This is a genomic window from Ichthyobacterium seriolicida (assembly GCF_002369955.1).
Taxonomy (GTDB): Bacteria; Bacteroidota; Bacteroidia; order Flavobacteriales; family Ichthyobacteriaceae; genus Ichthyobacterium; species Ichthyobacterium seriolicida.
On record NZ_AP014564.1, the window covers coordinates 251,110 to 265,669 of the forward strand.

General features: G+C 33.4%; 9 protein-coding genes and 1 pseudogene. 2 read left to right on the forward strand and 8 right to left on the reverse strand.

Annotated features, from left to right (window positions below):
- Positions 1-21 precede the first annotated feature (21 nt).
- The gene (locus JBKA6_RS00985; protein ID WP_096684918.1) at positions 22-1,275 is read right to left on the reverse strand and encodes a hypothetical protein; all 1,254 of its coding nucleotides are present in this window, start codon (positions 1,273-1,275) and stop codon (positions 22-24) included.
- Between the two features lie 361 nt (positions 1,276-1,636).
- On the opposite strand from JBKA6_RS00985, the gene JBKA6_RS00990 reads away from it, so the two are divergent.
- Together JBKA6_RS00990 and JBKA6_RS00995 are read left to right on the forward strand one after the other, a co-directional pair.
- Positions 1,637-2,164 (forward strand): transposase, encoded by a 528-nt coding sequence (locus tag JBKA6_RS00990; RefSeq protein ID WP_096684921.1) that lies wholly within the window; start codon positions 1,637-1,639, stop codon positions 2,162-2,164.
- Positions 2,164-2,937 (forward strand): transposase, encoded by a 774-nt coding sequence (locus tag JBKA6_RS00995; protein ID WP_157776856.1) that lies wholly within the window; start codon positions 2,164-2,166, stop codon positions 2,935-2,937. The genes JBKA6_RS00990 and JBKA6_RS00995 overlap by 1 nt, the downstream gene beginning before the upstream one ends.
- A 1,387-nt stretch (positions 2,938-4,324) precedes the next feature.
- On the opposite strand, the gene JBKA6_RS01000 is transcribed toward JBKA6_RS00995, so the two are convergent.
- From JBKA6_RS01000 to pheT, 7 genes and pseudogenes are all read right to left on the reverse strand, one after another.
- Positions 4,325-5,017 (reverse strand): IS1595-like element ISIse1 family transposase, encoded by a 693-nt coding sequence (locus JBKA6_RS01000; protein WP_096684925.1) that lies wholly within the window; start codon positions 5,015-5,017, stop codon positions 4,325-4,327.
- A gap of 197 nt (positions 5,018-5,214) precedes the next feature.
- The gene (locus tag JBKA6_RS01005) at positions 5,215-5,919 is read right to left on the reverse strand and encodes a DUF6048 family protein (protein ID WP_096684927.1); all 705 of its coding nucleotides are present in this window, start codon (positions 5,917-5,919) and stop codon (positions 5,215-5,217) included.
- The gene (locus JBKA6_RS01010; RefSeq protein WP_096684929.1) at positions 5,900-6,373 is read right to left on the reverse strand and encodes a DUF6452 family protein; all 474 of its coding nucleotides are present in this window, start codon (positions 6,371-6,373) and stop codon (positions 5,900-5,902) included. The genes JBKA6_RS01005 and JBKA6_RS01010 overlap by 20 nt, the downstream gene beginning before the upstream one ends.
- Entirely contained in the window at positions 6,370-10,074 is a 3,705-nt protein-coding gene (purL, locus tag JBKA6_RS01015) for a phosphoribosylformylglycinamidine synthase (protein WP_096684931.1), read from the reverse strand. The genes JBKA6_RS01010 and purL overlap by 4 nt, the downstream gene beginning before the upstream one ends.
- Before the next feature lie 135 nt (positions 10,075-10,209).
- Positions 10,210-10,920: pseudogene (locus JBKA6_RS01020) on the reverse strand (pseudouridine synthase); the annotation flags it as partial.
- Between the two features lie 54 nt (positions 10,921-10,974).
- Positions 10,975-12,009, reverse strand: a complete 1,035-nt coding sequence (locus JBKA6_RS01025; protein WP_157776857.1) for an FAD:protein FMN transferase — start codon at positions 12,007-12,009, stop codon at positions 10,975-10,977.
- A gap of 7 nt (positions 12,010-12,016) precedes the next feature.
- Entirely contained in the window at positions 12,017-14,452 is a 2,436-nt protein-coding gene (gene pheT / locus JBKA6_RS01030) for a phenylalanine--tRNA ligase subunit beta (protein WP_096684937.1), read from the reverse strand.
- Positions 14,453-14,560: the final 108 nt, after the last annotated feature.

The following is a 14,560-nucleotide window of genomic DNA, read 5'->3' on the forward strand; positions in this document are numbered from 1 at the left end:
TTCTATAATAAGATTAAAAGGTTAATTTACGGTTGATTGGATACCCCAACCAGGAGCAGTAGTATTATTATACTTATTCTTAAATATTAATTTGTAGAACTTTTCGCTTGTTCCATTCTGAGCTACTACTTTAAAAATTATACCATTATTTGCACCAGGTAATGGATTAGATACTCTAAATGGTTTTGATGGGTCTTTTGGGCAGATTCGTTGTTTATATGCCTTACCACAATTAGTTCCTTCAAGACCTTCGGTGCTAAAAAATGCTCCATCTGGAAGAACAGCTCCATCAGCTATAAATGTAAAGTTTGGCATTGTAAACTGCGCTTCGTGTTCCTTTCCTTTTTCAGTCTTATAATTCAATTTTATATGAGCAACATCAAATCCTTTTTGAGTATCAGCACTATTAAAAGTAGTAGTATTACCACTAGTGGAGGTATAAGTCCCTCCTTCGAAATGCAGTTCTATAGGGTTTTCCTTTGTATCGCCCTTCCCACTGGTAACGGAAGTAAGCACGGGGGTAACAATAGTTCCTGATTTACTAAAGCCGTCACATTTTGCATGACCAGCAATAGCATTTTCACACACATAGCTGTTATTAGCTTGTAGTGTTGTACTAATCTGATAATCTCTAGTAAAAGAAAGTTGAGTAATAGGGGCATTCGCAGTCGTAGTAGTGAAGAGATCACATTTAGCTGATTTAGTTTCCTTTTTGTCATATTGGAAATGCACAAAATAATCGAAAGTAACATTTTTAGATCCTACTTTTTTAGAAAACCTTATGTTTTTGGTAATAACACCATCATCTTTTAAGTTATCATGAGACAACTCACAAGCTCCAATCCTGATTGGAATATCAAAGGTAGTAGAAGCAATTTTAGTAGACGAAGAAACTAAAGTAACATCAGTAGGAACCTTTGCAAGAGTTACTGTAGCATTAAGGTTACCAACCTCTTTCACTTTTAGCACTTGGTTATAAGGTATATTTACATAAATATCATTTTCTTTTATTTCAATTTTTGAACTAAGTGCTTTCTCTTCAGCAGTAGAGTACTTTGAAAAATCCGAAGGAGTCTTTTTAATAAACAAACCTTTATATAATTCAGTTAACTCTTCTTTGCCCTCAACTTTATTCTTGTCCTTTAAAAAAGAGACGCTTTTAATCTCTACTTCTCCCCCATTTAAACCTGCAACATCATCTGGATCTTTATCACAGGAAAAGACAATAACTCCAGAAGCTAGCATTACCAGCAGATCTTTAAATATTTTTTTCATTTTTTTAGAATTTTAAATTCAATAATTAACAAACTACTCATTTACTACATCAGTAGCCAGCTAAGTTAGTGTATTTTTTTAAACTGAACTCTTTATAACCTGAGTTAGATTGGTAATTATTTGGAAATACTGGATAAAAACGATAGATCTAACCTGAAAAATTTATATGACTATGAATAATCTGGGTTAATGGAATCTTGACACTTTTGGACAAAAACATTCTAGTTATCACAAATAGGAGTTTCTTTAATCATAGTTAATTAACCCAGATTATTCATAGATATATTGTTAATATTAGGCATAAAGTGTTAATTTTAGAAGGTTTTAACCAAAAATTCACCACTTTAGATATAGCCCAAAAATGAGGAATAAAAACACATTATTTTATAGAGGGAGAAAATCTGTTGAGTTAAATTTTTCATCATCAGAAATTAGCTCTGATGGATCTTTAATCATGCTTGAAAAACTAGAACGAGATCATAGATTGATTCATTATTACAGTAAACTTTTGCCTGATACTCGAGACTCTAGATTTATTATTTATACCAGAGAGCATCAGTTAAAGCAGAGGGTTTATATGATCATGTTGGGCTATGAAGACGCCAATGATGTTAATCATTTACAGAACGATCCTTTATTCAAAGATGTTCTTCAAGGTGATTTGGCCTCTCAACCTACTATATCAAGATTTGAGAATAGCTTTGACAAACAGGCTGTTTTTAAGTTTTGTTACGCGTGGTTATACAAATATGTTTCAAGTTTATCTGATCGCAAGAAAATAGTTATTGACGTAGATTCAACCGATGATCCAACTCATGGCAGTCAACAATTGTCAATGTTTAATGGTTATTATGGTCAATTCATGTACAATGAACTATTTTTTTCATGATGGAGACACCACGACAGATTATTCTTCCTGTACTCCGCCCAGGAAACAGTCATTCCAATAAATGGTATGTGAGTATTTTAAAGCGAATAATTATCAAAATACGTGAGAGTTACCCAGAGATGGAAATAATTATTAGAAGTGATAGTGGCTTTAGCTGCGCCGCTTTTTACCAATTAGTAGATGATTTTGATTTACTATATGTTACAGGCATAGCGAGCAATAAAGTTTTAAAAAGAAAGGTGTCTCGGTCAAAAAATGCTGTAAAAAAAATGTATTTAGATCAGGGAGAGAAGCACCAACATTTTATGAGTTTTACGTACAAAGCCAAGAGTTGGCACAAGCCTCAACAGTGCTATTCTAAAGTTGAGAGTACTGGATTAGGGATGAACATAAGGCATTTTTCTAGTAATATTCCCCAAAAGGATGCTAGAAAAATTTACTTTGACTTTTATGTTAAAAGAGGTGATTCAAGTGAAAATAGAATAAAAGAAGTTAAAAATATGTGTTTTTCTGATCGTTTGTCAAATCATAGTTTTCTTGCTAATTTTTTTCGACTTATGATGAGTAGTCTTGCCTATGAAATGTTTTTATTACTGAAACAGAAGATAAAGAAAACAAGATTTGAAGTAGCAAAAAAATGGTTAATCAGTTCGATTAGAACCTATCTTCTCAAGGTAGGAGCAACGATTAAAATTACCAAAAGGCGAATCTATTACCAGCTATCTAAATCTTTTGTTTACAAGGGTTTATTTCGGGAAATTATTACCCAGTAACGGTTGTTTATTTGTGAAATGAACAAGCTTGGGATAGTTACGCCTTGTCGTTAAAAAACCATGTAAAAACACTAAAAAAGAGCATTGTCATCCTAAAAAAAGGTGCAAAAAAACGACAAAGAAGATGAGTTCTCTTCGATTAGTAAAAAAGTTAAGGAAAAAATATCACGTCTAATCTATTTTAATATGACTATGAATAATGCGGGTTAAAGGGGTTAAAGCATTTTTATCAAAACAATTTATTAATCGAACTCAGCTTATGAGATAGGGTCTTATAGATAATGATTTCCTGATTGTGTAGGTAAGGGTTGCACGGTTTGCACGGTTTGCTCAGTTTGCACGGTTTGCAGTTTGCAGTTTGCAGTTTGCAGTTTGCAGTTTGCAACTTTGCAGTTTGCACAGTTTACAAAGTTGCAAGTTTCAGAATATGTAGGCTTGTTATTGTTTATTTGTAAGCTCTACTTGCACACGCATGAAAGCAATACTTAGTAGAGTTTTTTTCTTCTTTATTAAAAGACTCACTTTTTTCTGTATTTTGATTCTGCATCAACAATAGCATTTACATCTAAAAGCCTAAAAACAGATTCAGGCGTTAGTTTGTTATTTGTATTTTCATTTAACATTTTGTTATGCATTATCTATACTTTGAGATATACCTCAAGGATACTTATTAAAAAAGGGGGTTGTTATATATCTTGGGAACTAAAAAGGTAGCCATCTCTCAAAAGCATTAATCTAAAAGAAACCCATTTTTGTAATCTTCTGAATCGTGTATTATCATTTAGATACAGGGTATTTTTTGTGAAAAAAATGAATCTTTTTAACACTTCCTTAGAACCTCTTCTTTTATTCCCCACCCTCCTTTTTTTTTTGGATTCTCCCCAAATATGAATAATCTGGGTTAATTTGAGGACTAAAACAAAGAAAAAAGGTTTATACTAGCTTATCAATTAGTTCTAAGCTCTCTACACTTACTTGTTTTTATTATCTCTTATTTTATAGACTTTTGTTGCCTATTTGTTGCCCAAATGCCGTAACTAACTGATAATCAATACTGCATTACATTCCTAACCATGAAAGTAATTATACTTCTTTTATTTTCTGCCCGCTTGTTTTTATTGACTTTTATAACCTGAGTTCGATTAATAATTTACTTAATTAAAGTACTTGAAACCCTTTAATTAACTGAGATTAAAGAGGTTTGTGTTTGTGATAAATAGAATGTTTTAGTGCAAGAATTGTTAGATTTCGACTAAGTCGGCCTCATAAGCATACAAAAAGAGCCCAAAATTAAAGGGCTATTTCCTTAAATCCGAATAAAATCAAAGGATTTAAGCGTCTTTATTAATCGAACTCAGGTTTTAAAAATAAGTTTTAAAAATAAGGTTCAAGACAACTTAAGGGGATTTTTTCTTATCCATTTTAACATACAAAAATACAAATTTTCATTTCGATAATTAAACCTCAATTCACACTCTTTTAGATGATAATAAAACTTGTGCTTATGGACTCCTCTAAACCTGGATAATCGAACTTTACATAGTCCCCAAAAATTCTCAATTCCATTAATGTGATTTACTCCTTTAGCAAATTCATTTTCACTATGTTTTACTCTATAATGCCTCTTATAACCATAGTTTACCAAGCCGTCATAAGACTTAAATCCATCAGTATAAATTGTACTTTCTTTACTTGCTCTGCTCTCTATAATAGGCATTATTACTGATGATGAGCAGTTTTTTACAATTTGTGTATAAACTTTACCCTCTCTCTTTAACATACCAAATACTGGAACTTTTCCTCCTGATCCTCGTCCCCTTTTTCCCCTAACTCGTTTAGCTCCAAAATAACTCTCATCTAATTCTATTTCCCCTTGATTAAAGGGACTTTCTTCTTCGCATTTTTGAACAATTAACAAACGTAATTTGTCAAAAATTTTGTTGATAGTATAACGACTTACATTAGTCGGTTTACTAACTTTTTTCGCTTCAATATCTAGGCAAAATAACCGTAAAATAGACCTGAATTTTGCCTCAGAAATTCTTGAACGAATTATATACTTGTTTTTCATAGATAACATAAGGGGTTACACGCATGTAAATTTACCTTAAGTTGTCTTGAACCTAAAATAATACGTTATGTTCAAATTGAAATATAACCATGAATAATCTGGGTTAAAACTTTATACACAAAAAGGTAGACACAACAGTCCCAAATAGAATTATTATACTTGAGATTATTCAAATAGATAGATAAAAAATAATCAGTTTTTCTTATCTAGAAAAACCATCTGTAAGGCAAGAAAAAGCTCACATTATATTGAAAATGAAGGTTTAGTCCGTCGTTGTGCATTCCTAATCCAGGAATGTATATGGCTTCTGCTGCTCCTTTGTCATCAGGAGCCCTCCCGTGAATAATATGACCTATATTCAAAGACCATCCAAAATAAATCATAGATGTAATCTCTACTTCTATACCGAAACAAAACTCCATAAAATGTGGATTTATCTCAACTAAACCTAAAGATTTACTGAATTCCATTTTAGGGTCATTGTCTTTTATCACATAATTCATTTTTTGCTTTACAAAAGCAGAACCATAGCGAAGGCCTATATAAACCATATTGTTTTCATCGTCAGTCCTTTTAAATAGATCGTAATTAACTCCTATTTTGAAAAATTTTCCCTCTTCAACAGCCTCTATAAAATCATTTTTAAAATTAGATTTTCCAATACCAAATTGCCCATTGATAAAATAACGATCATAAACCCTAGTATCTATAGTTGATCCATATGATTCTCTCCCATTGTACATACTCCAAATTGGAGAAAAGATATCTGCCCCTATCCTGAGACCATCGCTAGGGGGACTATAAGGAATGGTGTCTACCTCTATTTGAACTTCTTCATTAGAAGAAGTACTCTGAGCCTCTACATAAAGACTGCAAAACAGTAATAATACACTAATAATATATCTTAACATGCGTCTCATCGTCTACGGTAATATTCATTCCTGTCTCAACTAATTTTATCTCTTTTATGAGATTTTTACTGTATTCAAACTTAGGGTTGTTAAAAGTTATTTTATAACCACAAGCCTTAGATACAAAAACAGGCTTCCTATTGTATTTGACCTTGATAGTATCTTTGTTTTCTCCTGTAATAAATACAAATTCTGTGTGATTCTTTGTAAAATCCAATTTTAAATCTACGCTTTGAACATTTTTAGAATCTTTAATTATCGTATCTGTCGTGTCTTTCCATATGACAGTGAGATCTGTTAAGTGCTTCTTCTGATCTATATCCCTCCCTTTACTAGTCTTTTTTTTGGTAAAAAACTCCACTTTTAATTTTGGAGTGACGCCATCTATACAAACGTCATCTTTCTCACAGGATAAAAAGAGAAAAAATACTGATATTAAAACTATTTTTTTCATACTCCATTATTTTCTATCCATTTCCTTGCATTTATAAAGGCTTCTATCCAAGGAGATACTTGGTCATCTCTGTCGGGGTAATGCGCCCAATTCCAAGGAAAAATAGAACGATCTAAATGAGGCATCATAGCTATATGCCTCCCATCTTGAGTGGATAAAGCCATTGTCTCATAATCCGATCCGTTAGGATTAGCTGGATATTCAGAATAAGCATACTTGCCGACTATATTGTATTTGTCCTCTTCATAAGGCAAATTGAACTTGCCTTCACCATGAGCTGTCCAAATACCTAACCTCGTGTCGGACAAAGTGTGTAACATTACTGAATCGTTCCTTGGGATGTAAATGTTTATAAAAGCAGATTCAAACTTATTAGAATCGTTGTGTGACATTTTAGGCTTCTCACTGTGAGAAGGAGTTATAAGTCCTAATTCTATGAATAATTGACAACCATTGCAGACCCCTATAGATAAAGTGTCATTCCTGTCAAAAAAGTTATAAAGAGCCTTTTTAGCGTTGTTATTATACTTGAAAGAACCAGCCCATCCCTTAGCAGAGTTTAACACATCCGAGTTAGAAAAACCACCTATGGCTGCTATAAAATTCACATCTTTTAAATCTTCTCGGCCACTCATCAAATCAGTCATGTGCACATCTAATACATCAAAACCTGCTAGATAAAGAGCATAAGCCATCTCTCTTTCAGTATTACTTCCTTTCTCCCTTATAACAGCAGCCTTTATCTTAGGGCCTTGTTTTCTATCTGGTGAAATACCTAAATCTCTAAACTTTCCAGTGAAGTATTTAGGAAAAGAAAAATATAACGGCTGTTTTTTGTAATTCTCAAATCTCTCTCTGGCTTTATCTTTTCCACTCTGTCTACTATCTAATAGATAAGAAGTTTCATACCATTCATCCCTCAATTTTTGTATATCGAAATTGTAAACATTATCCATATTTACAATCTTCAAAATAGGCTTGTCAGTAACCTTTCCTATTTTTTTATAGTTAATATTTTTAGACTCTAATATCTCTTCTACATCATCCTTAGCTTGAAATATTATTCCAGCATTTTCTGAAAATAATAACTTTATAATATCGTTCTCTCCTATTTGCCCCAGAGATATCTCTGCTCCCAAATCGTTCTCTGCAAAACACATCTCTAACAATGTAGTTATAATACCTCCAGCAGATATATCGTGTCCTGCTAAGATCTTATCTTCTAATATCAGATCTTGAACAGTGTTAAATGCACATTTGAAGGCCTTAACATCTCTAATCGTAGGAGCTATATCCCCTATTTTATTTACTATCTGTGCAAAACTACTTCCCCCTAAACTATAAGCATCTCCCGAGAGATCTATATAATAGATATTACTTTTTTTATCTCTATTAAATACTGGCTTTATTACTTTTTTAACGTCTTGGCATTTACCTATAGCAGAGATGATAACCGTCCCTGGAGAATAGACAGGATCACCGTCAGGGTATTTTTGGGTCATAGACAATGAATCTTTACCCGTTGGGATATTTATTCCCAACTCTACAGCGAAATCTCTAAGACCTTTAACTGCCTCATACAACCTGTGATCTTCACCCTCATTTCCACAAGACCACATCCAATTAGCACTTAATGAAACACCATCTAATCTATCAGATAACGGAGCCCATATTAAATTTGTCAATGCTTCTGCTATAGAATTACGAGATCCCCCTACGGGGTCTATCAAAGCCGTTACAGGAGAATGACCTATAGAGGTAGCTATACCTTTATTCCCTCTGTAATCCAGAGCTACCACACCCACATCACTAAGAGGCAATTGCAGAGATCCAACTGTTTGCTGTCTAGCTACTCGACCTGTGACACATCTATCTACTTTGTTTGTAAGCCAATCTTTACAAGCTACAGCCTCTAGTTTCAAAACATCTGATAAGTATTCATCTAGTTTTTCTACATCATAATTTATACTAGAGAATTTTCTATCTACAGATTTGTCTATCACAGATCCTTGAGGAGTATTCTCGAATATATCTTCAATATTTAAATCTATAGGCTTTTCTCCTGTAATAGAACATTCTATTCTGAAGACCTTATCTCCTCTTACCTCTCCCACCACATACAAAGGCGCTTTCTCCCTCTTTGCTATCCTCTGTAAAATAGGCAGATCTTTAGGTTTTACTATAAGCCCCATACGCTCCTGAGACTCATTGCCGATTAACTCTTTGGCTGACAAGGTTTTATCGCCTATTGGCAATTTATTCAAATCTATGTAGGCTCCAGTCTTTTCAACTAATTCAGAAAGACAGTTTAGATGTCCTCCAGCTCCGTGATCATGAATTGAAACTATGATATTATCATCTGATTCTACCATAGACCTGATGACATTAGCCACCCTTTTCTGCATTTCAGGATTAGATCTCTGTATAGCGCTTAACTCTATAGTCTTTCTAAAATCTCCGGTATCTACCGAAGAAACAGAACTACCTCCCATGCCTATCCTATAATTATCTCCTCCTATAATAACAATTACATCTCCTTCTTCTGGGTTACTTTTAAAACTATCTTCTTTTTTTGCATATCCCACTCCACCTGCCAACATAACTACTTTATCAAAACCGTATTTCTCATCGTTTTCGAAGTGTTCGAATGAAAGTACAGATCCACATATAAGAGGTTGCCCAAATTTATTTCCAAAATCACTCGCACCATTAGAAGCCTTTATCAATATATCCGAAGGAGTCTGATATAACCAATCTCTAGGCTCTGTCGCCTTTTCCCAAAACCTACTACTAAGCGAACTATCGACGCTCTCCTTTAACCTAGAATAAGAAGTCATATATACGGCTGTCCCTATTAAAGGGAGACTGCCTTTACCTCCTGCTAGTCGGTCTCTTATCTCTCCTCCAGATCCAGTAGCCGCTCCATTAAAAGGTTCTACAGTAGTGGGGAAATTATGAGTTTCTGCCTTTAAGGATAAAACAGCATCTATATTTTTAGTTTTAAAGCTACTTGGTTGATCTCCTTTTTCAGGAGCAAATTGCTCTATTATATCTCCTTTTACAAAAGCCACATTGTCTTTGTAAGCAGAAACTATGTTGTCTGGAGATTTTTTAGACGTGTCTTTTATCAATTCAAAAAGGGTATGATCCTTTTCCTGACCGTCTATAATGTATTTACTATTAAAAATCTTATGCCTGCAGTGCTCTGAGTTTATCTGCGAAAAACCAAATACTTCAGAATCTGTCAATTTTCTATTTAAACGCAGACTTAGTTGATTTAAATAGTTAATCTCATTTTGATTCAAGGCTAAGCCCTCTTGTATATTATAAGAATCTATATCATCGATAAAGATGATATCTTCTCTTTTTATCTTTGTCTCTAAACTGTTTTCACATATGTTTTTATACAACTTCTGTAACATAGAATCGTATTCTACTTCTTCGCTGTACACTTCTTGAAACTCTTCTATTCGCTGTATGCCCTCTATACCCATACTTACAGTTATATCCACAGCGTTAGTACTCCAAGGAGAAATCATCTCAGGACTAGGCCCCAAGTAATATCCCTTTAAAGATTCACTATCTACCTTTTGAGCCTCGCCAAATAACCACTCTAATTTCTGTTGGGTTTGAGAATCTATATCTTTGGAACTAACCACAAAATAAACCTTACCAGATGGATTCTTATAAAACTGTACCATAAACCTTTAACATTAATTCTATTCACTAAATAATAAAGTGAAATTTTTCACACATGAAAAGACAAAACATCCCAATCATTATCCCTCTTCCCCAATAGGGAAGCCTTAAAAATCAGACCTGTAATATTTTAGACATCACATCATTTTTAGAATATTTATTTCCTTATTTTCTAAAAATCTCCATTCCCCTCTTTTTAGATTTTTTTTTGTAAAACCAGCGAAAAATACCCTGTCTAACTTAATGACACTATAACCTAGATGTTCAAAGATTCTTCTTACTATTCTGTTTTTTCCAATATGTATCTCTATGCCTACCTCCGTTTTTGGAGCGTCTTTTATATAAGATATCTTATCTACCACAGCAAGGCCATCTTCTAATTTTATCCCCTTGTAAACCTTTTCTAAATCAGACATACTGAACTTTTTGTCCAATGAAACGTGATATATCTTTTTTACTCTATGAGATGGATGAGTCAACTTTTTAGAAATATCTCCATCATTTGTAATTAATAGAACTCCTGTTGTCATTCTATCCAAACGACCCACGGGGTAAACCCTAGATGGAGTAGCATTTTTCACAAGGTCTAAAACCGTTTTTCTATCTCTTGGATCTTTAGTAGTGGTTATGAAATTCTTAGGCTTGTTCAACAATATATAAACTAACTTATCAAAAGTTATAGGCTTATCCCCAAAATGAACTTTATCAGTAGGATTTACTTTATAACCCATTTCACTTATGACCTTGCCATTTACCTTGACCTGACCTATTTTGATATGCATATCAGCCTCCCGCCTGGAACAAACCCCCGAGTGGGCTATAAATTTATTTAAACGAATCTTCCCCTTATCACTACTATTATCTTTCATATAATCTATAAAATATTGTAAGTATTCCTCTTATTATAAGAATCTTATTATTTGTTTTTTTAAGTTTTCACTTATGTAGGTTTTCTCATTACCCTCGCTGTCTATGTAGATAAAATAAACACTTATATCCTCACGAGACTCTTTTAAATGAGATATAGATTTATCAAAACCCATAGCCATAAACGCTGTAGCATAAGCATCTGCTATCATACAACTCTTAGATACCACCGAGGCACTTATAATATCGCTCTCTTGGTCTTCTCCTGAAATAGGATTTATTATGTGAACGCGTTTCTTATTAGTCTGTTTATCTATTGTGTATTTTCTATAGTTTCCAGAAGTGGCTACGGCTTGATCTTCCATAACTAAATATTCAGCTATTTGTCTGTCTAAATCCATTCTTGGAGACTCTATGCCTACCATCCATTTTTTACCATCTATCTTTTTGCCCTTTACTAATATCTCTCCTCCTATCTCTATCAAATAGTTTTGAGAGCCTTTTTTATCTAAAAGCCTACCCACAAGGTCTATAGCATACCCTTTGGCTATAGCATTAAAAGTAAAAATTACATCTGGATCGTCTTTATAGATATATCCATCTATCAATTTTAATTTACCAAAGCCCACTAAATTTCTAAGCTCTTGTAAATCCTTCTCGGAATCAGCATTGCCCATTTTTTCTAAAACATATACAGTAGGATCAAAATAACCCTCTGTCTTATTGTATATTTCTTTAGATTTAAAAAAAACCTCTTCAAACATCTCATCTATATACACAACCTTCCCATCATTTATCTTTGATATATCAGAATCTGCTGAATAAGTAGACATGGATTTGTTTATAACCTTAAACAGACTATCTATATCGGTTTTATAGTCCTGGTCTTCTCGAGCCGTATATTTAATGCTGTAAGTAGTGCCGAATACATCTCCTTCATATAAATGCATTATATCTATATTTTCCTCACATGCAGATAATATAAAAGAGATCACCAATAGAGACAAAACCCTTCCCAAGGAAAATGAAATCGATAACTTATTGAAGTTGCAAACAATATATTTTACCATAAAAGAATTATCTAAGTGTTGCTCCAAATTGGAGTTCTAAAGCGGATTGTATTTTATTCATGGTCTTTTCTATTCTCTTATCAGTAAGAGTTTTGTCTTGGTCTTGTAATACAAAACTTATAGAATAAGACTTCTTGCCTTTAGGTAGATTTTCTCCTTGATACACATCGAATAAATCTACTTCTTTTAGGATTTTTAACTCAGCACGAGTGCTAGCTTTGAGTATTTGCTGATACGACACCCCCTCATCTAAAAGCAATGAAAGGTCTCTTCTCACCTTAGGATATTTTGCCATATCCTCGTGTTTTATATTATCTTCTCTCAAAGATTCTAATATTTCATCCCAATAAAAATCAATGAAAATAACTCCTTGCTTTACATTAGCCCTTTTTAGGATATTAGAACTTACCCATCCCATAGAAGCTATTGTTTTACCATCTAATTCAATACCTAAACCCTCTGAGAAAAGATCGTTTTTTACAGGCACATATTCTGTGTCTTTAATCCCCAACTTATTTAGAATATTTTCCAATATTCCCTTTGAATAAAACAAATCTACATCTTGGTATTTCTTTATCCAATTATCTGAGCCTCTCTTTCCAGTTACAAATAGACTAAGTTGTTTTTTCTCTATATAATCTTCGCCTACTTGACGGTATACATTTCCAAATTCAAATAATTTGAGATCTGTCTCTTTTCTATTTATATTAAAACTAATCACTTCCAAGCCTCCAAATAACATGGTTTGCCTCATTAGGGATAAATCACTACTCAAAGGGTTTAATATTTTAACGTATTCATTCTCTTTCAAGGAGTTTGATGCAGTAGTGTAGGATTCCTTAGTTAAAGAATTTGTCATGATTTCATTAAAGCCATTATAAGAGATATAATCTGCTATAATTCCTGTGATTTTTTCTGGACAGTTCTTTTTATCATTACTGATAATAGGAATACTGACTTTCTCAGATGGCTCTATATTGTCATAACCGTAAATTCTCAATACGTCTTCTATTACATCTATTTCCCTTTCTACATCAACCCTATAGGCTGGCACCTGTATGTTAAGGGAATTTTTGTTCTCAGAAATTATCTCTATCTCTAGGCTCTTTAGTATTGATTTTATCTCAGACGACGACATCTCTTTTCCTATAATGCGTTGGGCTCTATCTATAGAAAAATCTATAACAGAAGCCTTTATAGGGTTGGGATAGTTGTCAAAAATATCTGAAGATATTTCTCCTCCTGCAATTTCACATATTAAAAGAGCAGCTTTTTTGAGTGCATAAAGACATAGATTTGGATCTATACCTCTTTCGAATTTAAAAGATGATTGAGTATTTATACTGTGCCTCTTAGATGTTTTTCTTATAGATACAGGATTGAAATAAGCGCTCTCTAAAAATATTTTATCAGTATTGTTAGAGACTCCTGAGAGTTTTCCTCCTAAAACGCCAGCTATACACATGGGCTTTTCAGAATCGCAAATAACTAAATCATCAGTATGCAGTTCTCTTTCTATTTCATCTAAAGTTGTGATCTTTTCGCCTTTAGAAGCCCTCCTTACAACTATTCCTCCTCTTATCTGATCTAAGTCGAAAGCGTGAAGTGGTTGGCCTAAATCGTGTGAAATATAATTTGTTATGTCTACAACATTGTTTACAGGAGAGACTCCTATACTAATCAATCTGTCTTGAAGCCATTTTGGAGAAGGCATTATTTTTAAATTAGATATACTCAGGCCTGCATAACGAGGTGCTAATACTTCATCTTCTACCTTTACAGAAATACAGTCTTTATCTTTAGAACTAATACTAAAATTGTCTATCGCCTTATTAGAATTCCAAATAAAGTTTTTATTCAAACGTTCATATGCAGCTTTAATATCACGTGCCACCCCAAAGTGACTCATGGCATCAGCCCTGTTAGGAGTTAGGCCTATCTCTATTATATAATCACTCTTTACATTGAAAACTTCTGAAGCAGGCATTCCAACGGGAAGGTCTTTATCTAAGACCATAATGCCATGAGATTTTTCACTACTAATACCTATTTCATCTTCAGCACAGATCATGCCATTGGAATCCAAACCCCTTATCTTTCTTCTCTTTATTTCGAATTCTTCTCCATTGTCACCGTAGAGAACAGTCCCAACTAAAGCGACTGGAACCTTTTGCCCCGCCTCTACATTAGCAGCTCCACACACGATTTCTAAAACACTCTCATTACCTACATCTACACTTGTGATATTTAGTTTTTCAGCATTGGGATGCTTCCGACAACTTAAAACCTCTCCGACTACTACACCTCTCAATCCACCCTTTACAGTTTCAAATACTTCTGTTGCCTCTACCTCTAAACCTATATCTGTAAGTAATTTACATACATGTTCTATAGTATCATCTATCTCTAGATAATCTCTCAACCAATCATATGATATTTTCATCTTTAAGAGTAAAAAAAAAGGGTTACAAATATATCAAATTGACATACTTTAGAATAAAAACTTACACAATGTATAGCCTCTTATCTTTAAAAAAATGAAAAAACTAAA

Excerpts from the sequence above, each read along its gene's own strand:
- JBKA6_RS00985 (WP_096684918.1), bottom strand. The coding sequence starts at position 1,275 with ATGAAAAAAATATTTAAAGATCTGCTGGTAATGCTAGCTTCTGGAGTT.
- JBKA6_RS00990 (WP_096684921.1), top strand. The coding sequence starts at position 1,637 with ATGAGGAATAAAAACACATTATTTTATAGAGGGAGAAAATCTGTTGAG.
- JBKA6_RS00995 (WP_157776856.1), top strand. The coding sequence starts at position 2,164 with ATGGAGACACCACGACAGATTATTCTTCCTGTACTCCGCCCAGGAAAC.
- JBKA6_RS01000 (WP_096684925.1), bottom strand. The coding sequence starts at position 5,017 with ATGTTATCTATGAAAAACAAGTATATAATTCGTTCAAGAATTTCTGAG.
- JBKA6_RS01005 (WP_096684927.1), bottom strand. The coding sequence starts at position 5,919 with ATGTTAAGATATATTATTAGTGTATTATTACTGTTTTGCAGTCTTTAT.
- JBKA6_RS01010 (WP_096684929.1), bottom strand. The coding sequence starts at position 6,373 with ATGAAAAAAATAGTTTTAATATCAGTATTTTTTCTCTTTTTATCCTGT.
- purL (WP_096684931.1), bottom strand. The coding sequence starts at position 10,074 with ATGGTACAGTTTTATAAGAATCCATCTGGTAAGGTTTATTTTGTGGTT.
- JBKA6_RS01025 (WP_157776857.1), bottom strand. The coding sequence starts at position 12,009 with ATGGTAAAATATATTGTTTGCAACTTCAATAAGTTATCGATTTCATTT.
- pheT (WP_096684937.1), bottom strand. The coding sequence starts at position 14,452 with ATGAAAATATCATATGATTGGTTGAGAGATTATCTAGAGATAGATGAT.